Annotated in this window: 19 protein-coding genes; 14 read left to right on the top strand and 5 right to left on the bottom strand. The window is 63.1% G+C overall.

Annotation, left to right across the window (positions count from 1 at the left end; genetic code table 11):
- Positions 1–5: 5 nt before the first annotated feature.
- The 5 genes from LNV08_RS12550 to kduI all read right to left on the bottom strand — a co-directional run bounded on the left by LNV08_RS12550 (position 6) and on the right by kduI (position 4,698).
- The gene (locus LNV08_RS12550) at positions 6–1,142 is read right to left on the bottom strand and encodes an ABC transporter ATP-binding protein (RefSeq protein ID WP_263534031.1); all 1,137 of its coding nucleotides are present in this window, start codon (positions 1,140–1,142) and stop codon (positions 6–8) included.
- Positions 1,143–1,154: 12 nt separating this feature from the next.
- Entirely contained in the window at positions 1,155–2,030 is an 876-nt protein-coding gene (locus LNV08_RS12545; protein ID WP_263534030.1) for a carbohydrate ABC transporter permease, read from the bottom strand.
- Positions 2,027–2,914 carry a carbohydrate ABC transporter permease gene (locus tag LNV08_RS12540; protein ID WP_263534029.1) on the bottom strand — a complete coding sequence of 296 codons (888 nt, stop codon included), beginning with the start codon at positions 2,912–2,914 and terminating at the stop codon, positions 2,027–2,029. Before LNV08_RS12540 ends, LNV08_RS12545 begins: the two co-directional genes overlap by 4 nt.
- Positions 2,915–3,064: 150 nt before the next feature.
- Positions 3,065–3,826 (bottom strand): 2-dehydro-3-deoxy-D-gluconate 5-dehydrogenase KduD, encoded by a 762-nt coding sequence (gene kduD / locus LNV08_RS12535; RefSeq protein ID WP_273601084.1) that lies wholly within the window; start codon positions 3,824–3,826, stop codon positions 3,065–3,067.
- A 35-nt stretch (positions 3,827–3,861) separates the two neighbouring features.
- Positions 3,862–4,698 carry a 5-dehydro-4-deoxy-D-glucuronate isomerase gene (gene kduI / locus LNV08_RS12530; RefSeq protein ID WP_263534028.1) on the bottom strand — a complete coding sequence of 279 codons (837 nt, stop codon included), beginning with the start codon at positions 4,696–4,698 and terminating at the stop codon, positions 3,862–3,864.
- Between the two features lie 247 nt (positions 4,699–4,945).
- Here kduI and LNV08_RS12525 point away from each other — a divergent pair, with 247 nt between their 5' ends.
- The 14 genes from LNV08_RS12525 (at position 4,946) to LNV08_RS12460 (ending at position 23,700) form a co-directional block, all read left to right on the top strand.
- Positions 4,946–5,278 (top strand): cupin domain-containing protein, encoded by a 333-nt coding sequence (locus LNV08_RS12525; RefSeq protein WP_263534027.1) that lies wholly within the window; start codon positions 4,946–4,948, stop codon positions 5,276–5,278.
- A gap of 196 nt (positions 5,279–5,474) precedes the next feature.
- Positions 5,475–8,438, top strand: a complete 2,964-nt coding sequence (locus tag LNV08_RS12520) for a TonB-dependent receptor (protein ID WP_263534026.1) — start codon at positions 5,475–5,477, stop codon at positions 8,436–8,438.
- A gap of 151 nt (positions 8,439–8,589) precedes the next feature.
- Positions 8,590–9,384: a rhamnogalacturonan acetylesterase gene (locus LNV08_RS12515; RefSeq protein WP_263534025.1), complete on the top strand. Its 795-nt coding sequence runs from the start codon at positions 8,590–8,592 to the stop codon at positions 9,382–9,384.
- Between the two features lie 53 nt (positions 9,385–9,437).
- Positions 9,438–11,528: a prolyl oligopeptidase family serine peptidase gene (locus LNV08_RS12510; RefSeq protein WP_263534024.1), complete on the top strand. Its 2,091-nt coding sequence runs from the start codon at positions 9,438–9,440 to the stop codon at positions 11,526–11,528.
- A 129-nt stretch (positions 11,529–11,657) separates the two neighbouring features.
- Positions 11,658–12,806 carry a galactonate dehydratase gene (gene dgoD / locus LNV08_RS12505; protein WP_263534023.1) on the top strand — a complete coding sequence of 383 codons (1,149 nt, stop codon included), beginning with the start codon at positions 11,658–11,660 and terminating at the stop codon, positions 12,804–12,806.
- Entirely contained in the window at positions 12,800–13,777 is a 978-nt protein-coding gene (locus tag LNV08_RS12500; RefSeq protein ID WP_263534022.1) for a 2-dehydro-3-deoxygalactonokinase, read from the top strand. The genes dgoD and LNV08_RS12500 overlap by 7 nt, the downstream gene beginning before the upstream one ends.
- Before the next feature lie 13 nt (positions 13,778–13,790).
- Entirely contained in the window at positions 13,791–14,420 is a 630-nt protein-coding gene (locus tag LNV08_RS12495; protein ID WP_263534021.1) for a 2-dehydro-3-deoxy-6-phosphogalactonate aldolase, read from the top strand.
- A 43-nt stretch (positions 14,421–14,463) separates the two neighbouring features.
- Positions 14,464–16,947: a beta-galactosidase gene (locus LNV08_RS12490; RefSeq protein WP_263534020.1), complete on the top strand. Its 2,484-nt coding sequence runs from the start codon at positions 14,464–14,466 to the stop codon at positions 16,945–16,947.
- 135 nt (positions 16,948–17,082) lie between these two features.
- Positions 17,083–18,042 carry an SMP-30/gluconolactonase/LRE family protein gene (locus LNV08_RS12485; protein WP_263534019.1) on the top strand — a complete coding sequence of 320 codons (960 nt, stop codon included), beginning with the start codon at positions 17,083–17,085 and terminating at the stop codon, positions 18,040–18,042.
- Positions 18,043–18,073: 31 nt separating this feature from the next.
- Entirely contained in the window at positions 18,074–19,069 is a 996-nt protein-coding gene (locus LNV08_RS12480; RefSeq protein WP_263534018.1) for an arabinose ABC transporter substrate-binding protein, read from the top strand.
- A gap of 127 nt (positions 19,070–19,196) precedes the next feature.
- A complete protein-coding gene (gene araG / locus LNV08_RS12475; protein WP_263534017.1) occupies positions 19,197–20,696 on the top strand; it encodes an L-arabinose ABC transporter ATP-binding protein AraG in 1,500 nt (499 codons plus the stop codon).
- A gap of 76 nt (positions 20,697–20,772) precedes the next feature.
- Complete coding sequence (gene araH / locus LNV08_RS12470) at positions 20,773–21,723, top strand: L-arabinose ABC transporter permease AraH (protein WP_263534090.1); 951 nt, start codon at positions 20,773–20,775, stop codon at positions 21,721–21,723.
- Entirely contained in the window at positions 21,716–22,918 is a 1,203-nt protein-coding gene (locus LNV08_RS12465; protein ID WP_263534016.1) for an arabinogalactan endo-beta-1,4-galactanase, read from the top strand. The genes araH and LNV08_RS12465 overlap by 8 nt, the downstream gene beginning before the upstream one ends.
- Positions 22,915–23,700 carry an SDR family oxidoreductase gene (locus LNV08_RS12460; protein WP_263534015.1) on the top strand — a complete coding sequence of 262 codons (786 nt, stop codon included), beginning with the start codon at positions 22,915–22,917 and terminating at the stop codon, positions 23,698–23,700. The genes LNV08_RS12465 and LNV08_RS12460 overlap by 4 nt, the downstream gene beginning before the upstream one ends.
- The last annotated feature ends 80 nt before the right edge of the window (positions 23,701–23,780 follow it).

The following is a 23,780-nucleotide window of genomic DNA, read 5'->3' as shown; positions in this document are numbered from 1 at the left end:
AACCTTCAGAGCAGCAGGTTGGCGCCGCTGCCGTCTTCAGCGCCATCAAACAAGTGGCTGCACCCGAGCTGCAGATGAAATGTATGGGCCGCGCCGCGCGTCTTGCCGGCCAAGCTGCCGAGTTGGTCGGCTGGCACGCGAGCGGTCATGGGCACGTTGCCGATGTCGAAATGCACAAACACCTCGCTGCCCATGTGCTCGGAGAAACGCAGCGCCCCCGGCACCGGGAAGCTGTCGCCCTGCGGGCGCGCCTCGGCCGAGATATGTTCCGGGCGCAGACCGAACTTGATTGGCCCTGTTTGCAAACGCATGCGCTGGGCCTTGGCCTCGGGCAAGGGCAAGACTTGACCCCCGAGCAGCACGGCCAAACCGGCGCCGTCGGCCTGCAGGGTGGCCGGGTGGATATTCATTTCCGGCGAGCCGATGAAGCTGGCGACAAAGGCGTTGGCCGGACGGTCATACAGCGCGGTCGGGGTATCGACCTGCTGGATCACGCCGTCCTTGAGCACGCAGATGCGCTCGCCCATGGTCATCGCCTCGACCTGGTCGTGAGTGACATAGACAACCGTGGCGGGCTGGCCCGACTCGCGCAGCGTGCGGTGCAGCTCGGTCAAGCGCACCCGCATCGAAGCGCGCAGCTTGGCGTCCAGATTGGACAGCGGCTCATCGAACAAGAACACCTCGGGCTTCTTGACGATGGCGCGGCCGACCGCGACGCGCTGCGCCTGGCCGCCCGACAGCTGCTTGGGGTAGCGGTCCAGCAGATGCTCCATCTCCAACAGCTTGGCCGCATGGCGCACGCGTTGGTCAACCTCGTCCTTCTTGGCGCCGGCGAGCTTCAGTCCGAAGGCCAAGTTGTCATAGACCTTCATATGCGGGTAGAGCGCATAGTTCTGGAACACCATCGCGATGCCGCGCGCCTTGGGCGCCAGGGTGTTGACCAGCTTGCCGCCGATATGCAGCTCGCCTCCGGAGATGGTCTCCAGGCCGGCAATCATGCGCAAGAGCGTGGACTTGGCGCAGCCCGAGGGGCCGACAAAGACCATGAACTCGCCGTCGCGGATTTCCAAGTCCACCCCATGCACGGCCTTGAAGCCATTCGGGTAGACCTTCTCGATTTTCTTCAGGCTTAGCTGCGCCATGTTTATCTTTCTTTATCCTTTGATGCCGCTGCTGGCGGAACCTTCAATGAAGTGGCGCTGGGCGGCGAAGAACACCGCCACCGATGGGATCAGGGCGACCACCGAGATCGCAATCACGCTGGCCCACTCGACCTCTTCGGTGGCTCCTATGCTCATCTTCAGGGCCAGCGAAACTGGGTATTTCTCCACCGAGGCCAGATAGATCAGCGGGCCCATGAAGTCGTTCATGGTCCAGATGAACTGGAACACGATGACCGAGATGATGGCCGGCTTGAGCATGGGCACGATGATGTGCCAGAGCAGTTGCAGCGCGTTGCAACCATCGATTTGCGCCGCTTCTTCCATATCGCGCGGGATGCCGCGCAGGAACTGCACCAGCATGAAGACGAAGAAGGTGTCGGTAGCAAAGGCCGAAGGCAGGATCAGCGGCAGATAGGTGTCGAGCCAACCGAACTCGCGGAACATCAGGTATTGCGGCAGGCGCAAGACGATCAGCGGCAACATCATCGTGCCGACCATGATGCTGAACAGGAACTTCTTGCCCCAGAAGTCAAAGCGGGCGAAGGCGTAGGCCACCAGCACGCAGGAGATCACCGTCACGATGATGCGCGGGATGGTGATCAAAAAGCTGTTCAGAAAATAGGTCGCGAAGGTGTACTCGGTGCTGGTCTTCCAGCCCTTGACGTAGGCGCCAAAGTCAAAGCGGCTGGGCCAGAAGCCGATTTCGCTATAGATCTCGACATTGCTCTTGAACGATGCACCGATCAGCCAGGCCAAGGGATACAGCATCACCAGAGCGACGGCAAACAGCGCCACGTAGCGGAGCCAGGAATTGCCCTGGTCGCGCCCCAGGATCAGCGCAGGTACATCACTATTTGCGCCGCTCATTTGGACGTCTCCTTCTCACCCGAGTAGAAGACCCAGTACTTGGAACTCCAGAACGAAATCGCGCTCAAACCACCGACCAGCGCAAACAAGACCCAGGACAGCGCCGCGCCATAGCCGAGGTTGAAGTAGCGGAAGCTCTGGTCGTAGATGTACAGCGCCAGCACATAGGTTGAATGCAGCGGGCCGCCTTCGGTAATGGCATAAGGGCCGTTGAACTCCTGGAAGGCCTGCACCATCTGCATGATCATATTGAAAAAGATAACGGGTGTGATCAGCGGCACGGTGATGCGGAAGAACTGCTGACGCTTGTTGGCACCGTCGATTTCGGCCGCCTCGTACAGCGACACCGGCACGTTCTGCAGCGCGGCCAAAAATATCACCATCGCCGAGCCGAACTGCCATGTGAACAGCAACACGATGGTCCATAGCGAGTAGTGTTCGTCGGCCAGCCAGGCGATAGGCTCCAGGCCCACTTTGATCATCAGCAGATTGACAAGACCCTCCTTGGCGAAGATGAAGCGCCAGAGCACCGCAGTGGCGATCGAGCCGCCGAGTATGGACGGCAGATAAAAAGCGGCGCGGAAGAAGTTGATACCGCGCAGCTTGTAATTGAGCACATGGGCAATGAAGAGCGCGAAACCGACGCGCAAGGGCACCGCCAGCACGGCGAACAAGAGCGTGACGCCGAGCGACTTGCGGAACAGCGGGTCGGCGCTGGCGATCTCCACATAGTTGTCGAGACCGACAAACACCGGCGGGTCCATCAGATCGTATTGCGTGAAGCCGAGCGCGAAGCTCATCACGAAGGGAAATAGCTTGAAGCCCAGCACGCCCAACACAAAGGGCAGCACGAACAGAAAGCCTAGTTTTTTGTTTTCATACATAGCGTCACCGTGTCTCCGACGGAACAACTTGGAGGCCCCACTGCGCAGCAGTAGGAGCCGACCTCTCAAGTAGAACTCGTGGAACCGGCTCCGCCGGGCCACTGAGTTCGCCCCCTTGAGGGGGTGGCGCGCAGCGCCTACGGGGGTGGTCTACCTAGCCAACCAGCCGCCATCGACGGCGACGGTGTAGCCGTTGACATAGTCCGAGGCCTTGGACGACAAGAATACGACCGGGCCGGCCAAGTCTTCCGGTGAGCCCCAGCGGCCAGCCGGGATGCGCTCCAAGATGGAGGCACTGCGGCCCTCATCGGCGCGCAGTGCAGCGGTGTTGTTGGTCGCCATATAACCGGGCGCAATGCCGTTCACATTGATGCCGTGCGAAGCCCATTCGTTCGCCATCGCGCGGGTGATGCCCATCACCGCGCTCTTGGACGCGGTGTAGGACGGCACCCGCACGCCGCCCTGGTAGGACAGCATCGAGGCCACATTGATGATCTTGCCGCCATTGCCTTGCGCAATGAATTGCTTGGCCGCGGCCTGCGAGAAGAAGAACACCGTCTTCAGGTTCAGGTCGATGACATCGTCCCAGTCCTTTTCGCTGAATTTGATCGCGTCTTCGCGGCGGATGATGCCGGCGTTGTTGACCAGAATGTCGATCTTGCCGGTCAAGGTCAGCGCTTCTTTGATCAACCCATCGATGCAGCTGATGTCGGACAGATTCGCGCGCAGGTCCAGAAAGCGCCGGCCGGTGGCCTCAACTTGCTGGCGTGTCTCGGTCGGTTCGGTCACATTGATGCCGACCACATCGGCGCCGGCCTGCGCCAAGGCCAGGGCCATGCCCTGACCCAGACCGGTATTGCAGCCGGTGACGATGGCGACTTGGCCGTTCAATTGGAAGTTTTCGAGAATCATGATGGTTTGCCTCTGGTGTTCTTCTTGTTTGAAATTCAACGCAAAGCCGTCATCGGGACATGATCCATGTCCTTGAACACCTGGTTCTCGCCCACCATGCCCCATATGAAGGTGTAAGCTTGGGTGCCCACGCCGGAGTGGATGGACCAGCTCGGGCTGATCACCGCTTGCTCATTGCGCACCACCAGGTGGCGCGTCTGCGTCGGCTCGCCCATCATGTGGAAGACGGCGGCGTTCTCGTTCATATCGAAGTAGAAATACACCTCCATGCGGCGGTCATGCTGGTGGCAGGGCATGGTGTTCCACAAGCTGCCCGGCTCCAACTGCGTCATGCCCATCAGCAATTGGCAGGTCGGCAGCACATCGGGCACCAGGAATTTATAGATGGTGCGGCGATTGCTGGTCTCGGGCGCGCCCAAGGTTTCTGGCGAAGCCTCGGCCAAGGTCACCTTTCGGTGCGGGTAGGCGGTGTGCGCCGGTGCGCAATTGAAATAGAGCTTGGCCGGCGCGGCCGCGTCGACGCTCTCAAACGCCAAGACCTTGGCGCCTTGGCCTACATAAAGCGCTTCGCGGGCGCCGACCTCGAAGACCTGCTCATCCACCGTGACGCGAGCTGCGCCGCCGATATTGATCAGACCCAACTCGCGGCGCTGCAGAAAGAAATCGGTGCCGGTGTACTTGCCCAACTCGGCGGCGAAGGTCACTGCCTTGCTGACAGGCATGATGCCGCCAACGATGATGCGGTCGATCTGGCTATAGGTCAGCGTGGCCTCATCGGGCTTGAACATGTCTTCCACCAAAAAGTGGCGGCGCAGGCCTTCGGTATCGAGGCTGCGGGCGTGTTCGCTGTGAACGGGTTGACGGACTTGCATAAGGTGCTCCTTGGTCTCGGCTGGGGTCTCGAGTGCCCTGATTTGGCACTCTGCGGTCTTGTTGGGTGCAAGCGTAACCGATGTTAGTGCTTTCCCGGAATAATGGTTTCTATTTAGTGAACCGCTGTTTCATTTTTTCACGCAAGCGGTATAGTGAGGCCATCGCAGCCTCAGATTTGCAACTTCAAGCAGCAGCCGAGGCCGCAGGCAAGACACCACAGCGCAACGACCGCAGGAACCCAAACCTATGAACGCCTACTTTGACAATGCCGCCACACCTTGGACCGAGTTGGGTGACGGCATACGCCGCAAGGTCGTCGGCCATACGCCGGAGCTGATGTCGGTGCTGGTGCAATTTGATCAGGGTGCGATTGGCACCGTCCATGCGCATGACGACCATGACCAGATCGCTTTTGTAATCAGCGGCGAGTTTGAGGCCGACGTCGGTGGCGTCAAAAAGGTCTTGCGCGTCGGCGACGCCTTTGTGGCGCCGCGCCTGACACCGCATGGCGTGGTCGCGCTGGCAGCCGGCAGCACCTTGCTGGACCAGTTTTCACCCCGCCGCGAGGACTATCTCTAAACCCCCTTTCTCGCCCGGCGCGCACTGCAGCGCCCGGGCAGACATGAAGACATCGCGGCGCCCTGCGCGCACCGCGATGCAATGCGACACAACACCGGCCCTCAAACATGCGAAGACATGTCATCCAGGCCAAGCCAGCTATTTGTACCGCTGCTCAGCGGCGGTGCGCTCATTGAAAAACAGCAGGAGACAAACCATGAACCCGCGCCCCAGCAGCAGTAACAAGTCCCATCCCCACGCCCTCGTGATGTCGATGATTTCCTTGGCCGTGCTGAGTTTGATCGGCTCGGCCCATGCGCAAGAAGCGAGCAAGCCCGCGGCGGCCAGCGAGTCCAGGCTGGACACCATCTCGGTGACCGGCTTTCGCGCCTCCTTGGAAACGGCCTTGCGCGCCAAGCGCGACGAAAACAGCATTGTTGACGTCATCAAGGCCGAGGACATGGGCAAGTTCCCCGACACCAATCTGGCCGAGTCGCTGCAGCGCGTGCCCGGCGTGGTGATCGACCGCGATGCCGGCGAAGGACGCTCCATCACCGTGCGCGGCTTGGGCCAGGACTTCACCCGTGTGCGCATCAACGGCATCGAGGCGCTGGCCACCACCGGCGGCACCGACAGCTCGGGCGGCGCCAACCGGTCACGCGGCTTTGACTTCAACGTCTTTGCCGCCGACCTGTTCAGCTCCTTGACCGTGCGCAAGAGCAGCTCCGCCGATATCGACGAAGGCTCGCTGGGTGCCACCGTTGACCTGCAAACAACCCGCCCCCTGGACCTCAAAGCAGGTTTCACTGGTGCGATGTCACTCAAGGGCATGTACAACGACCTGTCCGGCAAAACCACGCCCAAAGCCTCCTTCCTGTTGTCGAACATCTTCGCCGACAAGAAGATCGGGGTTTTGTTCTCCGGCGCCTATTCCAAACGTGAGGTTCTGGAAGAAGGCTTCAGCACCGTGCGCTGGGACAACGGCCCATCGTCCGGCGGCTGGTGCCCACCACAGGGCGCCACCATCGCCCCCGGCACCACCTTGCCGACTGGCTCCACCGCAACGACTTGCGGCCCTGCCGCCAACGGCGTACCTCGCCTGGCTAATACGCCGGCCAACCAAGCCGCCTACCAAGAAGCCAGCAAGGCCGAGAACTTCCACCCGCGCCTGCCACGCTATGGCCGCCTGACCCATGACCAAGAACGCCTGGGTCTGACCGGCTCCTTCCAGATCAAGCCGGCCGAAGGCACTTTGGTCACCGTCGACATGCTGTACTCCAAGCTCGACGCAACGCGCAAGGAAGACTTCCTCGAAGCGATCTCCTTCAGCCGCTCCTTGTCGCAGGGCGGCAAGCCGCAAACCAGCGTGCTGGCAACCGAATATGCGCCCAACGGCGCCCTGCTTTACGGCAAGTACAACGGTGTCGATATCCGCTCGGAGTCGCGCTTCGATCAGCTCTCCACCACCTTCACCCAGCCCACCCTGACGCTGGAGCAGGATCTGACCGATACCTTGAAACTCAACGCAAGGTTCGGCCGCGCCACCTCCAAATTCAGGAACCCGATCCAGACCACCACCACCTTGGACGCCGCCAATGTGCAGGGCTACGAGATGGACTTCCGCAGTAGCGACCGCCTGCCCATCCTGAACTACGGCTCGCTCAACCCGTCCGACCCGAATGGCGGTCTGAAGATCATCGGCGTACCGGTCGGTTCGGCCAGCATCAGCAACTTCACGCCCAGCGAAGTGCGCATCCGCCCGAACGGCACCACCAATACCAATGACCTGGCACATCTGGATCTGGCCTGGGAGCTCAATGAAAAGCTAACACTGAAAGTAGGCGGCGACTTCAAAAAGTTCAAGTTCGAGACCTATGAGGCCCGCCGCACGGTCGAAACCATGAACACCCTGCCCGCCGGGGTCACGCAGGCCAATCTGGTCACCAGCTTGACCGGCTTCGGCAAGGGCCAAAGCATTCCAGCCGGCACCATCACCAGCTGGGTGCTGCCCGACCTGAATGCCATCAGCAGCGCCTACGACATCTATTGCAACTGCCTGAAAACCGGCGCAGCCGGCGGCCCAGGCGACTACACGCTGACCTCGACCACCAACGCCAACGCCAGAGGCAACAACCGCACCGTCACCGAAACCGACAGCGGCGGCTTCGCGATGGCAGACTTCGCCTCCGAGCTGGGCGGCATTCCGCTGCGCGGCAACGTGGGCGTGCGTTACGTCAAGACCAAGATGACGGCGGATGGCTATCTGGCCACGGCCGGCGGCACCCCGGTCACAGCGGAAAACAGCTACGACGACTGGCTGCCCGCGATAAACGTCGCCGCCAACCTGAGCAAGAACTTGATCCTGCGCGGTGCCGCTGCCAAGGTCATGTCCAGGCCTCAATTGGCCAATCTGAGCCCCGGCGGCACGCTCAGCACCACCGGCACGCTGACCTATACCGGCGGCAACCCGCTGCTTAAGCCCTTCCGCGCCGACACCTTCGACGCCAGCCTGGAGTGGTACCACGAGAAAAACGCCTTCGTCGGCCTGGGTCTGTTCCAGAAGAACATCAAGACCTATATCCAGACCGTCAAGACCAATTTGCCCTACAACCAGACCGGCTTGCCAATGTCTTTGTTGCCACCAGGCATGACGGGCGAAGAGGTCTTTGCGGTCACTTCGCCGGTCAACACCAATGGCGGCAAGCTCAGCGGCTTCGAGCTCAATATCCAGCAGCCGTTCAGCTTCTTGCCGGCCTGGGGCAAAAACTTTGGCGCACTGTTCAACTACACCTATGTGAAGTCACAGATCGAATACATCGTCTCGCCCACCAGCACGGCAACGATCACCAATGACCTGATCAATCTGTCACCGCGCAGCTACAACACCACCCTGTACTACGACGACGGCACCTTCAGCGCCCGGGTGTCGGGCTCGCAGCGCGAAGCCTACCTGACGCGTGTGCCGGGTCAGAACAACAACGATGTGGAAGGCAAGAACAAGACCTTCAACGTTGATGCTTCGATCTCCTACAAGGTCAATGACAAGCTGGACATCACGCTGGAAGGCGTCAACCTGACCAACCAGCCCAATGATCAATACATCAGCAGCCAGCGCGACAGCGTGGTGGTCAATAACGTGACCGGCCGTGAGTATTTGATTGGCTTCCGCTACAAGTTCTAAGCCCCGCGCTTGAAACTGCAGCTGTAGTCCAAGGGGTGCGAGTGCAAGCTCGGCACCCCTTTTTTCGCCGGCTGTTTGATGTCAATTTGGAGATGCCATGCCCAGGACCATGCCCTTGGAGAGGCGCGAGCTTTTGAAACAGGCTTGTGCCTTGACCTTAACCGTCGGCGCTGGCCAGCCGGTTTGGGCCGATGCCGGCTCGCCCGCCGCCGTCAACCCACCACCGCCACCCCCTGCTCCGCCGCCGCTGGCCACCGTCCACCCTACCCTGCATCTGGTCGGCGACTCCACCATGGCGGACAAGCCCTTGGACCCGCCCAACCCCGAACGCGGCTGGGGCCAAATGTTTCGCGAGCGGGTCAAAGAGCCGGTGCGCATCGTCAACCACGCGGTCAATGGCCGCAGCACAAAGAACTTTCAAGACGAAGGCCGCTGGGCCCATCTGCTCGCTCAACTGGCGCAGGGTGACTTTGTGCTGATCCAGTTTGGCCACAACGACGCAAAAAAAGAGGACCCGGCACGCTACGCCGCCGCGCACGGCGCCTACCGCGACAACCTGCGGCTGTTCGTGCGCGATGTGCGTGAGCGCGGCGCCACACCGTTGCTGGCGACCTCCCTGATGCGGCGCGAGTTTGACGCCACAGGCCGCTTGAAAGACACCCATGCCGACTACCCCGTCGTGATGCGGGAAGTCGCCGTTGAAATGGACGTGCCGCTGCTGGACCTGCACCGCGCCAGCGCCGTGCTGCTGCAAGCACTCGGCCCGGCTCAATCCGAACCGCTCTTTCTCTGGGCCAAACCCGGTGAGTATGAACGTTACCCGGCGGGCAAGAAAGACAACACCCATTTCAGCGAAGCCGGCGCACGCGCAATGGCTGGCATGGCCGAACAAACGCTGCGGCTGCAAAACCATCCGCTCTGCACCTGGTTGAAGGCCGCTGTTTGAGTCCTGCAGCCTGGCCCCGCCCGCCAACGTCATCAACAACGAGATCAGCACGCATGAAATCCAACCAGCATTTCGCCAGAGCGCTGCTGGCTCTGGGCGCACTGATGCTCCTGAGCAGCGCTGCATTTGCACAAGCCGAAGACAGCGAGCCTACCGAGCCGTCAACCCTGCAGGCCTCGCAGCCAAGCAGCAGCCCGAGCACAAAGAAACTGCCGGCCCAGACCATAGAAGATTTCGCTCGCGCGCCCTTGCTGCAGCATGTGCAGCTCTCGCCGGATGGCAAGCAGATAGCCGCCGTCCTCAATCAAGGCAAGCTCAGTGTGCTCGTGACCCGCCCGGTCAAGGGCGGCACGTTCAAGCAACTGATGGCCAGCGACAATCTGGAGCACCAGTTCAACTGGCTGCGCTGGGTCAACGCCGACCGTTTGGTGGTCAGCTTGCGCTACCCCAGCACGCGCCAAGTGAGCTGGTTCAGCAGCGCCGACAGCATGGAATCGCGTCTCTTGGCGGTCAACGCCGATGGCTCACACCTGCTCAATCTCAGCCGCATGCGGGGCCAAGAGGACATCGCCCAAGCGCTCGACCAAGCGGTGGTGATTGACTGGCTGGCTGACGATGGCCATCACATACTGATGAGTCAGCCGAATGCCAAATTCAGCGGTGCGCCGGCCGTCTTCAAAGTCGACATCAACACCGGCGCGCGGCAATTGCTGCGCGAGGCCAAGGCCGACATCCGCAGCTGGTTCACCGATGCCCAGCACCGGGTAAGGGTCGGTGTCGGCTTCACCGAGGGCCGGTTCTCGCTCTGGGTCAGCGACCCGGCGGGTGACAACTGGCGGCTGGCACGCAGCTTCGGCTACTTTGACCCCGCCCGCGTCCTGCCACTGGGCTTCGGGCTCGACCCGCAAGTCCTTTTCGTTAGTGCCATGCATGAAGGCTTCCAAGCCATCTACACCATGGACCTGAGCGACCCGGCCTTGCCTTTGACGCTGAAGTTCCAGCCCAAGTCCGGCAGAGACCTGGAGGGCCGCTTGCTGCATTCCAGCAAGAACGGGGAAGCCGTGGGCTTCGTCTCCAACGGCCAAGACGCTGCCGCCTACTTTTGGAGCGAGGAACATAAGGCCTTGCTTGAACGCATAGACAAAGCCTTGCCCAAGCGGGCCAACCGCCTCTTGCAGTTGGTCAAGGACGACGATGTCTACCTGCTGCGCTCTTTTGGCAACGGCCAACCGGGTGAATACTTGCTCGGTCAGCGCAGCAAGAGTGCCTTGGCGGTACTGGCCGAGCTCAACGCGCAACTCGACCCAGAACACCTGGCCCGCAAGCGAAGCATCCGATTCAAGGCCCGCGACGGCCTGCCATTGCAGGCCTATCTGAGCCTGCCTGAACTCAGTAAGGGGGTGCCGAGCAAAAACTTGCCGCTGGTGGTGTTGCCCCATGGCGGTCCGCAAGCGGCGACCGGCAGCCAATTCGAAACCTGGCCTGCCTTTCTGGCGGAGCGGGGCTACGCGGTCTTGCAGGTCAATTTCCGCGGCTCCACCGGCTTTGGTCAGGCCTTTATGGAGGCTGGTCTGAAGCGCTGGGGCCTGGAGATGCAGGATGACCTCAGCGACGGCGTCGCGGAACTGGTCAAGCGCGGCATCGCCGACCCCCAACGCGTGGCGATCGTAGGCGCCAGCTATGGCGGCTATGCCGCCTTGATGGGCGCGGTCAAAACACCGCAGCAATATCGCGGCGCCTTCGCCTTTGCGCCATTGACCGATCTGGTCGAATACGCGCGCGAGATCGCGAACAACCGACTCTTGGTCAGCACCCATGCGCTCGAGCGGCAGATCGGCAGCCTGGCCTCCGACCGGGCTCGACTTGAAGCCACTTCACCCCGGCTGCAAGCCGCCAAAATCGAAGTCCCGGTGGTGCTGGTGCATGGCACCCTGGACCGCCAAGCGCCCTATGAACACAGCGTCTGGATGGCCGATGCACTCAAGGCCGCCGGCAAAGACTATCGCTTCATCAGCCAGGACCGCGGAGACCACAGCCTGAGCCACCAGCCTTATCAGCTGCAACTGCTGCAAGAGCTCGATGCCTTCTTGCTCAAGGTCTTGGGCCCAGGGGCCCAAACGGTGCCGGCAGCGGCCGCCCTTTGACCGCTGGACATCGCCATCGGCCACGTTCGCAGCTATCCGGATCCAACATAGTTAATCACTCAAAAGTGATACTTTGAAGCTATCTCGCAGACTTAAGCTGACGGCTGTTTCTTGACTGCCAACGGCCCCATGAAGATTACCAAGCTCACGACCTACCGCCTGCCGCCACGCTGGATGTTGCTCAAGATCGAAACCGATGAGGGCGTGGTGGGTTGGGGAGAACCTGTCATTGAGGGCCGAGCCCGCACCGTCGAAACCGCCGTCCAGGAGTTCGCCCCGTTTTTGATCGGCCAAGACCCGGCGCGCATCAATGACCTCTGGCAGGTGATGTACCGGGGCAGTTTCTACCGGGGTGGCGCCATCCTGATGAGTGCAATTGCCGGCATCGACCAAGCGCTATGGGACATCAAGGGCAAGCTATTGGGTGTGCCGGTCTACGAGCTGCTGGGCGGCTTGGTGCGCGACCGCATGAAGACCTATTCCTGGGTCGGCGGCGACCGCCCGGCCGATGTGATTGCCGATATCCGGCGCCTGCGTGCCGGTGGCTTCGATACCTTCAAGATGAATGGCACCGAGGAATTCGGCATCATCGACAGCGCTGCGGCGGTGGATAGCGCCGTCGCCCGTATCGCCGAGATCCGCGCCGCCTTTGGCAACGAGATTGAGTTCGGCATTGACTTCCACGGTCGCGTAGCTGCGCCCATGGCCAAGGTTTTGCTGCGGGCGCTGGAGCCCTACAGGCCGCTATTCGTCGAAGAGCCGGTGCTGGCCGAGCAGGCCGAGCATTACCCCCGACTGGCCGAAAGCACCTCGATTCCGCTGGCCGCCGGCGAACGGATGTACTCACGCTTCGAATTCAAGCGCGTGTTCGAGCAAGGCGGCATCGCCATCGTGCAGCCTGACCTTTCGCATGCTGGTGGCATTACCGAATGCGTGAAGATCGCCGCCATGGCCGAGGCCTATGACGTAGCGCTGGCACCTCATTGCCCGCTCGGCCCGGTAGCCTTGGCCGCTTGCCTGGCGGTGGACTTTGTGTCGCACAACGCGGTCCTGCAAGAGCAGAGCATGGGCATCCACTACAACAAGGGTGGCGAGCTGCTGGACTATGTATTGAACAAGGACGACTTCCATATCGAAGGCGGCTACATCTCGCCACTGCCCAAACCGGGCCTGGGTGTCGTGATCGACGAGGCCCGCGTCATCGAAGCCAGCCGCAATGCACCCGATTGGCGCAACCCCTTGTGGCGCCATGCCGATGGCAGCGTGGCCGAATGGTGATCTCCAGCAGCGGCCAGCACGCCGCCCTGCTCGCCCTCGACTGGGGCAGCAGCGGGCTGCGCGCCTTTCTGATCGACGCGCAAGGCCAGACGCTCGCGTCCCGCAGCTCGGCCATGGGTGCCAGCGTGATGGACGGCAAGCCGCAAGCCTACGCACAGGCGCTCGAACAAATCGCCGGCGACTGGCTGCAAGCCCAGCCGCAGCTGCCGCTCTTGGCCTGTGGCATGGTCGGCGCTAAACATGGCTGGCGCGAGGCGCCCTATGTGGACTGCCCCGCCAGTGAAGCCGATTTGGCCGCAAGCTCCGTCGAAGTAGCTTTCGGCGTGGGTCAACATTTGCGCATACTGCCGGGTCTGCGATACCAGCCCCAGGGCATGCCGCCCGATGTGATGCGGGGCGAAGAGACACAGCTGTTCGGCGCCCTTGCACTGCACCCCGGTTTGGCCGAGGCGGCCTGCGTCGTGATGCCGGGCACCCATTCGAAATGGGCCGAGCTGCGCGACGCCAAGGTGCGCGGCTTTGCCACCCAGATGACCGGCGAGCTGTTTGCCCTGCTGCGTCAACATTCGGTGTTAGGGCGACTGATGCCCGAGCCTGTGGCGGCCACCGACTCCAGCGCCTTTCTAGCCGGCGTGCGAGCCGCGCGGGACGCTGGCCACCTGGGCCTGGGCCATCAGCTGTTTGCCGTGCGCACCCTGGGCTTGACCGAGCAACTGCCTGCCAGCGGCCTGGCCGACTATATGTCCGGCCTGCTGATCGGCCATGAGCTGCGCGCCGGCCTGGCCTGGCGCACAGCGCATGGCTTGGGCTTGGCGCCACTGCTGCTGATTGGCGAGCCGGCACTTTGCGCTCGCTACGAGCAAGGCTTGAACGCCTTTGATTGTGGGGTCGCGCTGCGCCTCGACAACACCGCCCCGACCGGGCTTTGGCGGCTGGCGCAAAGCGCCGGTTGGCTACAGACCTCGCACTGAATTGGACCGACCTATGACGACTTCCTTGTTCGACCGAGCTTTTGCCGAATTACCCCTGGTCGCCATCCTGCGTGGCGTACGCCCCGACGAAGTTGAGGCGATCGCGCTGGGCCTCTATGAAGAAGGCTTTCGCCTGATTGAGGTGCCTATGAATTCGCCGCAGGCGCTGGACTCAATCGCCCGCCTGTCGCGCGGCCTGCCGGCCGACGCACTCCTGGGCGCCGGCACCGTCTTGAGCCCCGCCGCTGCGCGCCAGGTCCGCGATGCCGGCGGCCGCTTGATCGTGATGCCCCATGCCGACACTGCCGTCGTGCGGGCCGCCAAGGCGGACGGCATGTTCTGCGTGCCCGGTGCAGTGACGCCGACCGAGGCCTTTGCTTGCGCCGATGCAGGCGCCGACGCCGTCAAGCTGTTCCCGGCCGAGCTGATCACGCCGCAGATCGTCAAAGCAATGCGAGCGGTCATTCCGCTCAGCCTGCCTCTGCTGCCCGTCGGCGGCGTGACGCCGCAAACCATGGCGCCCTATGTTCAAGCCGGCGCCTCCGGCTTCGGCCTCGGCTCGGCCCTGTATGCGCCGGGCTACTCTGCCGCAGCCGTGGTCGAGCGCGCGCGTGCTTTTGTGCAGGCCTGGCGCGCGCTGTAAACCGCCGCGCCGAGGCGCTGATCAAGAAAAAACCAGAGACATCATGAACAAAAAAAGAATCGCGGCCGGTCTGCTCGGCGCCTGCGTCGGCAGCTTCGTCAGCAGCCTCAGCCAGGCACAGACCCTGCTGCAGATCGACGCCAGTGCGCCAGTCCCGGCACCGCAAACCGGCCATTTGCAACTCGGCAGTGCAGTCTCCCCAAAAGGCGAGACGCTGGGCGCCAACAACCAGTACCTGACACGCAATGCCATGCCCTGGCTGCCGGTGATGGGCGAATTCCACTACAGCCGCAGCCCGGCCGAGAGCTGGGAGGGCGAGCTGCGCAAGATGAAGTCGGCAGGCATCACCATCGTCGCCAGCTATGTGATCTGGAACCACCACGAAGAGCAAGAAGGTCAATTCATCTGGAGCGGCAACCGCGATCTGCGCCGCTTTGTGCAGCTGGCCAGCAAGATCGGCCTCGATGTGGTGGTGCGCATCGGCCCCTGGGTCCATGCCGAGGCCCGCTTTGGCGGCATCCCGGACTGGGTAGTGGCTGCCATGCCGGCGCGCGGCAACGACCCGCAGTACTTGGCCGTGGTCGAGCGACTGTATGGCCAGATCGGTCAGCAGCTGAAGGGCCTGATGTGGAAGGACGGCGGCCGCGTCGTCGGTATCCAGCTGGAGAACGAATACAACCTGAACGGTGCGACCCAAGGCGCCGCCCATATCAGCAAGCTGAAGAGCCTGGCGCGCAGCGCTGGCATGGACGCGCCGCTCTACACCGTCACCGGCTGGGACGGCACGATTTACCCATCCGGCGAAGTAACGCCCGTCTTCGGCGGCTACCCGGACGAGCCCTGGGGCGTTTCGACGACCGAGCTGCCGCCCAAGGAGACCTATGCCTTTCGCTTCGACAGCCGCGTCTCCGGCGACCTCGGCGCGCAAACCGCCGCGACCGCGCCCGGCACGGCCGAGACCGACATCGGCCTGACGCCCTTCCTGGGCGCCGAATATGGCGCCGGCCTGCCGGCCATGTACCGCCGCCGCACGCTGGTGTCGGCGGATGACATAGCGTCCATGCTGCCGGTGCAGCTGGGCTCGGGCGTCAATTTGATGGGCTACTACATGTTCCACGGCGGGCGCAATCCGCTCAGCGTGAACGGTATCAACACGCTGGAAGAAAGCACACTCAGCGGCGGCTTCAACGACACGCCCGCGATCAACTACGACTTCAACGCCCCGCTCGGGCCCGATGGCCAGCAGCGCCCGGTCTTGAACAAGCTGCGGCCCTTTCACTACTTCTTGCAGGACTTCGGCCCGCAACTGGCGACCATGACGGTGCGCAAGCCGGCCAGCACGCCGGCCGACGCGACCGAGCTGCGCACGCCGCGCTGGTCGGTCCGCGCCAAGGGCGACAGCGGCTTCCTGTTCTTCAACAATCATGTGCGGCAGTACGCGATGCCGGCGCAAAAGCAGATCCGCTTCTCGGTGAAACTGGCGACGGAGACCTTGCAGTTCCCGCAGCAGCCGGTCGACATCGCCGACGGCGCCTACTTCATCTGGCCGCTCAATCTGGATCTGGGCGGCACCCGTTTGCGCTACGCAACGGCCCAGCCGGTCGCGCGGCTCGACCAGGGCAAGGACGGCCTCGTCTATGTGTTCTCGGCCCAGGCCGGCATCCCGGTCGAGCTGGGTTTTGATGCGGCTAGCAGCACGCATATCAGCGCACCGAATGCGCGCAGCCAATTGCTCGGAGATAAGCTGGTGCTCGACCAGTTACAGCCCGGCCTCGACGCGGCGCTGACAATCAAGCGCCCCGGCGCCCGCCCCGTCACCGTCTTGTTGCTGACGCCGGAGCAGACGCAACAACTGTCGATTGGCGAGCTGGCCGGCCAGCGCCGCCTGGTGCTGAGCGCGCAGGACAGCCATTTCGCGGCAGGCGGCCTGGATGTGCTGTCGGCCGGCGCGCCGAGCCTGCGCGTGGCCGTCTTTCCCGCCTTACCCAAGTTGCCCAAGTCCAGCCTGCCGCTCAAGCCGGCGGCCCGCGATGGGCTGTTCCAGGTCTTGGCCGCCGAGCATGCGCCAAGCCAACTCGCCGCCAAGGTCACGCAACTGCGCGAAGCACAAAAAGCGCCGCCCATCATGATCGGCGGGCTGGCGCGCGCCGCGCTGCAGCCGATACCGGAGAGCTTCAAGGCGGCGGCCGCCTGGCAGATCGAACTGCCCGAGCAGGCCTTGAACGGTGTCGACGATCTGCTTTTGCAGATCGATTTCGTCGGCGACATTGGGCGCCTGTTTGCAGGCACAAAAATGCTGGACGACTGGTATTACAACGGCCAGCAATGGCAAATCGGTTTAAAGGGCCTGAAGGGTTTGAAGACCAAGGGCCCGCTGAACCTAAACCTGAGCGTGCTGCCGCTGCGCGCCGATGCGCCAATCTACCTCCCGCGCGAAGCTCGCCCGGACTTCAAGGGCGAGGCGCAAATAGCCGCCCTGCGCAAGATCGATCTGATCCCCGTCTACCGCTGGAGCCTGCGGCCCTGAGCCTTGCAGCTATACATAATTCTGATAGCTGCAGCCGAATAAACCATTTGTTAGGCATTGCAAAGGCCGTTAACTTAACGGTTCTTGTCGCTCATTGCCGACTGCACTCGCCACCACATTCGCCCTCAGCCAGCCATGCCGACCGAAACACCGAGCCCTTTTGAACACGCTGATGAGCAGGCCTCGCTCACCCTCGCCCTCGCGCAAGGCGCGACCTTGGGCGAGGGCCTGCAATGGCATGCCGGCAGCGCGCGCTGGTGGTGGACCGATATCGAGGCATCGACGCTGCACGCCTGGGCACCGGGCGACGAGAGCACGCTGAACGTCAAGCTGCCTGACCGGCTCGGCAGCTTTGCCCATTGCCGCTCGGGCCGTTTGCTGTTGGGCCTGGCCAAGCGCCTATGCCTGGCCACGCTGGCGGACCTTCAGGCAACAGGTAGCAGCGTTCCCGCCATCCAATCGCTGGTGCCGGTCGACCCGGCCGAGCCGCGCACCCGCATCAACGACGGGCGCACCGACCGGCGCGGCTTCTTCGTCTTCGGCACCATGAACCAGGCCAGCGACAAACGGCCGATCGGCAGTTTCTACCAGTATTCGCTGCAGCACGGCCTGCGCCGCCTGGCCCTGCCGGCGGTGGCGATTGCCAACAGCATCTGCTTCAGCCCGGACGGCCGCACCATGTACTTCTGCGACACCTTGAGCCAAGCCATCATGCAGTGCGACTACGACGCCGAGAGCGCGCAGATCGCCAAGCTGCGGCTGTTCACTCGCATCACACCGGACCATGCCTGGCCTGATGGCTCGGTCATCGCCGCCGACGGCAGCCTCTGGAACGCCCAATGGGGCGCCGGACGGGTGGTCCAATATTCACCCGAGGGGCAGCTCATGCGCGTTGTCGGCGTGCCCGCCACCAACACCACCTGCCCGGCCTTTGGCGGCGCTGACCTTGACCAGCTGATGGTGACGACGGCACGCAGCGACTTGAGCCGCGAGGAGCTGGAGCGCTTGCCCGGCTCCGGCAGCTTGTTCGCAGGCCGGGTCCCGCTGGTGCAAGGCTTGCCGGATGCCTTGTTCGACGACAGTCCGATTGCTTAGTTTTACGCCCCAAGAACGGAGACAAAAAGCCATGAAAACCAAACTACAACAATGGGCCAAGCCCCTATTGGCCAGCGCCTTGCTGGCCCTTCTTCCATTGGCCAGCCATGCGGCCGACCCTGTCAAGATAGGCTTCCTGGTCAAGCAGGCCGAGGAGCCCTGGTTCCAGGATGAATGGAAATACGCCGAGCAAGCCGCCAAGGACAAGGGCTTTACCCTCGTCAAGATCGGCATCCCGAACGGCGAAAAAATGATGGCGGCGATCGACAATCTGGCCGCGCAAAAGGCCCAGGGCTTTGTCATCTGCGCCCCCGATGTGAAGCTAGGCGCGGCAGTCGCCCGCGCCGCCAAGCGCCATGATCTGAAAGTCATCTCGGTCGATGATCAACTGGTCGATGGCGCCGGCAAGCCGATTGCCGGCATCCCCCACATGGGTATCTCGGGCTATGAGATCGGCAAACAGGTGGGCTTGGGCCTGCTGGAAGAAATCAAGAAGCGCGGCTGGAATTTGAACGAAGTCGGCGCGCTGCGCGTCGCCTTTGATCAACTGCCGACCGGGCGCGAGCGCACCATGGGTGCCATTGACGCGCTGAAGGCCGCCGGCCTGCCCGCCGCCAATGTGATCGATGCGCCGCAGGCCAAGACCGACACCGAGAACGCCTTCAACGCCGCCAATATCGCCTTCACCAAAAACCCCAAATTCAAGCACTGGGTGGCAATGGGCATGAATGACGAAGCGGTGCTGGGTGCCGTGCGCGCCGGTGAAGGCCGCGGCATCCGCAAGGATGAGCTGATCGCCATCGGCATCGGCGGCAGCCAGACCGCACTGAACGAATTCACCAAGCCGGCGCCTACCGCCTTCTTCGGCACCGTCTTGATCAGCCCCAAGCGCCATGGCTACGAGACCGCCGCCAATATGTACAGCTGGATCACTACAAACCAAGCGCCGCCGGCCGTCACGCTAACCAGCGGCACCTTGATGACCCGCCAGAACCAAACCGAGCTGCGCAAGCAGATGGGGCTGTGACCCACCCCCGAAGCGCTGCGCGCCTTCCCCTCAAGGGGGCGAGCCCAGCGACCCGGCAAAGCCGGTTCCGCGGGCTCCACTTGATAGGCGACCGCTCTGACGCAACCTTTGTCACCGACCGATCCAGATGAATACAGCATCCCTTCAGTTCGACCAGGTCAGCAAGGTCTTCCCCGGCGTCAAGGCATTGAATGGCGTCAGCTTCGAGGCGCGCGCCGGGCAGGTCCATGGCCTCTTGGGCGAGAACGGCGCGGGCAAGTCCACGCTCTTAAAGATACTCGGCGGCCAGTACCGGCCGGACGGAGGCCGCCTGCTCTTGAATGGCCAGGCATGCCATTTCAGCTCGGCGGCGGACGCCATCAAAGCCGGCATCGCCGTCATCCACCAAGAGCTGCAATATGTGCCCGAACTGACGGTGGCCGAGAACGTGCTGCTGGGCCGGCTGCCGCAGCGCTTCGGCTTCGTCGACAAAAAGGCCGCCAGCGCCATGGTCGCAGCACGCCTGGCCGAGATCGGCGTCGACCTCGACCCGGACGCGCTGATGATCGACTTGTCGATCGCGCAGCGCCAGATGGCCGAAATCTGCAAGGCGGTGCTGCAGGACGCGCAAGTGATCGCCTTTGATGAGCCGACCAGCAGCCTCTCGCACCGTGAGAGCGAAGTGCTGTTCAAGCTGGTAAAGGATCTGCGCGCTAGCGGCAAGACCCTCATCTACATCTCGCACCGGCTGGAAGAGCTGTACGCGCTGTGCGACTGCTGCACCATCTTCCGCGACGGTCGCAAGGTCGCCACGCATCCGGTGATGGCCGATGTGCCGCGCGACCTCTTGATCAGCGATATGGTCGGCCGCGAGGTCAGCGATATCTATGACTATCGGCCGCGTGAACTGGGCCAAGAGCGCCTGCAGGTGCGCGGCATGCTCGGCGAACACCTTGCGGCACCGCTGGACTTTGCGGTCCGCGCCGGCGAGGTCTTGGGCTTTTTTGGTCTGGTCGGCGCTGGCCGCAGCGAGCTGATGCGCTTGCTCTACGGCGCCGATGCGCGCAGCCAGGGTCAGGTCTTGCTGGACGGCAAGCCCGTATCGCCCAAGGGCCCGTCGGCGGCGATTGAGGCCGGCATCGTGCTGTGCCCGGAGGACCGCAAGGAGCAAGGCATCCTCGCGCAATCCTCGGTGGCCGAGAACATCAATATCAGCTGCCGCCGCCACGGTCTGCTGGGCGGCCTATTCCTGCGCCACGCGCGCGAGGCGGCGCTGGCCGATGCCTTCATCAAGCGCCTGCGCATCAAGACGCCGAACCGCGAGCAGGAGATCCGCCTGCTGTCCGGCGGCAACCAGCAAAAGGTGATTCTGGCGCGCTGGCTGGCTGAGCCCGACCTGAAGGTGCTGATCCTGGACGAGCCGACCCGCGGCATCGACGTCGGCGCCAAGAATGAGATCTACCGGATCATTCACGCGGTGGCTGAAAGCGGCTGCTGCGTGATCGTGATCTCCAGCGAACTGCCCGAGGTACTGGGCATCGCCGACCGCGTCATCGTGATGCGCGAGGGCCGCATCAGCGGCGAGCTCGACCGCTCGGCTGCCAGCGAAACCGCTGTCTTGCGCATGGCCTTGCCCGACTTGGTCTAAGACCGTAACTAGATATTTGCACGGAACATTTTTCACCATGACTGCCATCAGCAAGACTCCGCTCGACCATGCCACCATGAAGAAACCCCTCAACCGCGCTTGGCTGACCGAGCACAGCATGACTCTCGGCTACGCCGTCTTGTTCCTCGTGCTGGCCGTCAGCGTCGAGAACTTCTTCTCCGCTGCCAATATCGTCGGCCTGATGCTGTCGGTGGCGCAGATCGGCATGGTCGCCTGCACCATGATGCTGTGCCTGGCCTCGCGTGACTTTGACCTCTCGGTCGGCTCGACGATTGCCTTTGCCGGCGTGCTCGGCGCCATCATCCTGGAGCACACCCAGAGCGTGACGTTAGCGGTCGGGGGCGGCTTGCTCGCCGGCGCCCTGATCGGCGCCGGCAACGGCGTGCTGATCGCCTATCTGAAGGTCAACGCCTTGATCGCCACGCTGGCCACCATGCTGATGGTGCGCGGCCTCGCCTTCATCGTCTCGCAGGGCCAAGCGGTGGGCATTGCCGACGAAGGCTTTATCGCCTTCGGCGACGCCCGCATCCTCGGCCTGCCCTTGCCGATTTGGGTGACGGGAGCGTGCTTCCTGGTCTTCGGCGTGCTGCTCAACCACACGGTATTCGGGCGCAACACGCTGGCGATTGGCGGCAACCCGGAAGCCGCCCGGCTGGCGGGCGTCAAGGTCGAAAAGCTGCGCGTCTGGATCTTCTTGCTGCAGGGTCTGGTGACGGCGCTGGCCGGCCTGATCCTGGCCTCGCGCATCACCAGCGGCCAACCGAATTCGGCCACCGGTTTCGAGCTGGACGTGATCTCGGCCTGCGTGCTGGGCGGCGTCTCGCTGCAGGGCGGCAAAGCGCGCATCTTCGGCGTGCTGATCGGCGTGCTGATCATGGGTACGGTCGAAAACGTGATGAATCTGATGAATGTCGATGCGTTTTATCAATACCTGATGCGAGGCTTGATTCTGCTGGCCGCTGTGCTCTTGGATCAGCTGAAGGCGCGCGGCAGCAAGCATGGTTAAGTTACTCGTAGCGGCGCTGCTGGCCTGCTCGGTCGCGCAGGCGGCGCCCTTTCTGGCCGGCGGCGATGTCTCCGTCTTGCCCTTGATGGAAGCGCATGGCGCAACCTACTCGGACCGCCAAGGAACGCCCGGCGACGCGCTGAAGATACTGGCCGACCATGGCCACAATATCGCCCGCCTGCGCCTATACGACAGCCCCGGCCCGGGCACGGGTGCGGACGGCTACTACTGGCCCGAAGGATCGATGGATCTGCCCGATCTGCTCAAGCTGGCCCGCCGCGCCAAGGCACAGCAGATGCAGATTCAGCTGACCCTGCATTACAGCGATTTCTGGACCAACTCGAAGACACAGAACCTCCCCTCTGCCTGGGCGCGCGAGCTGGCTCGGCTGCCCGACGAAGCAGCGCGCCGCGCCCGCTTGGCCGAGCTGGTGTTCGAGCGCACCCGCGAGGTCATGCTGGCCATGCAGGCACAGGGCACCAGCCCAGAATTTGTCTCGCTGGGCAATGAGATCGAGCACGGCATGCTCTACCCTTACGGCAAGATCACGCCACCCGGCGACACCGGTTGGGACGGCTTGGCGCCGCTCTTGCGAGCCGGCCATGCGGCGGTCAGATCGGTCACTCCTAAGGCCAAGATCGTGCTGCACCTGGACGACGGCGGCAATCTGGCCAAGTACCGCGACTGGTTCGACCAAGCCCGCGCCCACGGCGTCGAGTGGGACGTGATCGGCGCGTCCTACTACCCGTTCTGGACCAAGAAGACGGCCAGCCAGATGGCCGCCTTCAGCCGCGCAGTGACGACGCTGTATGACAAGGATTTGCTGGTCATGGAGGTCGGCTTCAACTGGACGCCCAAGCTGCCGAATGGCTGGCCCGGTCAGTTGAGCGACAACGGCCCCTACCCCGCCAGCATGAGCTCGCCGCAAGGTCAGCGCGACTTCATGGCCGAGCTGTTCGGCCTGCTCAAACGCGAGCCGCGTGTGCTGGGCCTGCTCTACTGGGACCCGGTGATGATTGCCACGCCGGGCGTCGGCTGGGCCCTGCTTGAGGGCAAGGGCGGCGGCAAGGCCCAGGCGGGCCCGAATGTGGTGTCCAACACCACCTTGTTTGACTTCAAAGGCCGCGCCTTGCCAGTGCTCGACGCTTGGCGTGAGCAGTCCTTGAACCATCAATCTCCCCAGGTAAAACCATGACCCAAAGACTGCAAAACAAAGTCGCCATCGTGACCGGCTCGACGCTGGGCATAGGCCGCGCCATCGCCAGGCTCTTCCTGGCCGAGGGTGCCTGCGTCGTCATCAACAGCCACCGCGATGATGCGGACGCCGCCGCCCTTTGCGCCGAGTTGCATGCAGACATAGACGGCGGGCGCTGCCTGTTCGTGCAGGCCGATGTGGCCGATGCAGCAGCCGTCAATGACATGGTGGCGCAGACGGTGCAGCGCTTTGGCCGCCTCGACATCCTTATCAACAATGCCGGCATGAATGTGTTTGCCGACCCCTTGGCCATGAGCAGAGAGCAATGGCAGCGCTGCTTTGCCGTCGATCTGGACGGCGCCTGGCATTGCGCGCGCGCCGCGCTCCCCCACATGCTGGCGCAAGGCGCGGGCAGCATCGTCAACATCGCCTCGGTCCATGGTCACCGCATCATCCCCGGCTGCTTTCCCTACCCGGTGGCCAAACATGCTTTGCTGGGCCTGACCAAGTCGCTCGGTATCGAATACGCGGCGCGCGGCGTGCGGGTCAATTCGATCTCACCGGGCTTCATCATGACCGAGTCGAACCAGGCCTGGCTGGCCGGCTTTGCCGACCCGGCCGCCGAAGCGCAGCGGCAGGCCGAGCTGCTGCCGGTCAAACGCTTGGGCGAGCCGATCGAGGTGGCCTATACCGCCCTCTTCCTGGCCAGCGATGAGGCTCGCTTCATCAACGCCGCAGACATCTTGATAGACGGCGGCCGCAGCCAGCTCTACCACGAGTAGAACTTGCGAAAAACCGCTCCAGCGTCCTTGCTCCGCCTTGCCGGAACTGTTTTGCGCAAGTTCTAGCACCCGAGCCCTCG

It is taken from the genome of Paucibacter sp. TC2R-5 (genome assembly GCF_025717605.1).
Classification (GTDB): Bacteria; Pseudomonadota; Gammaproteobacteria; order Burkholderiales; family Burkholderiaceae_C; genus Paucibacter_A; species Paucibacter_A albus.
Note: the sequence above shows the minus strand (reverse complement) of the source record. Positions and strands in the feature narration are given on the sequence as shown.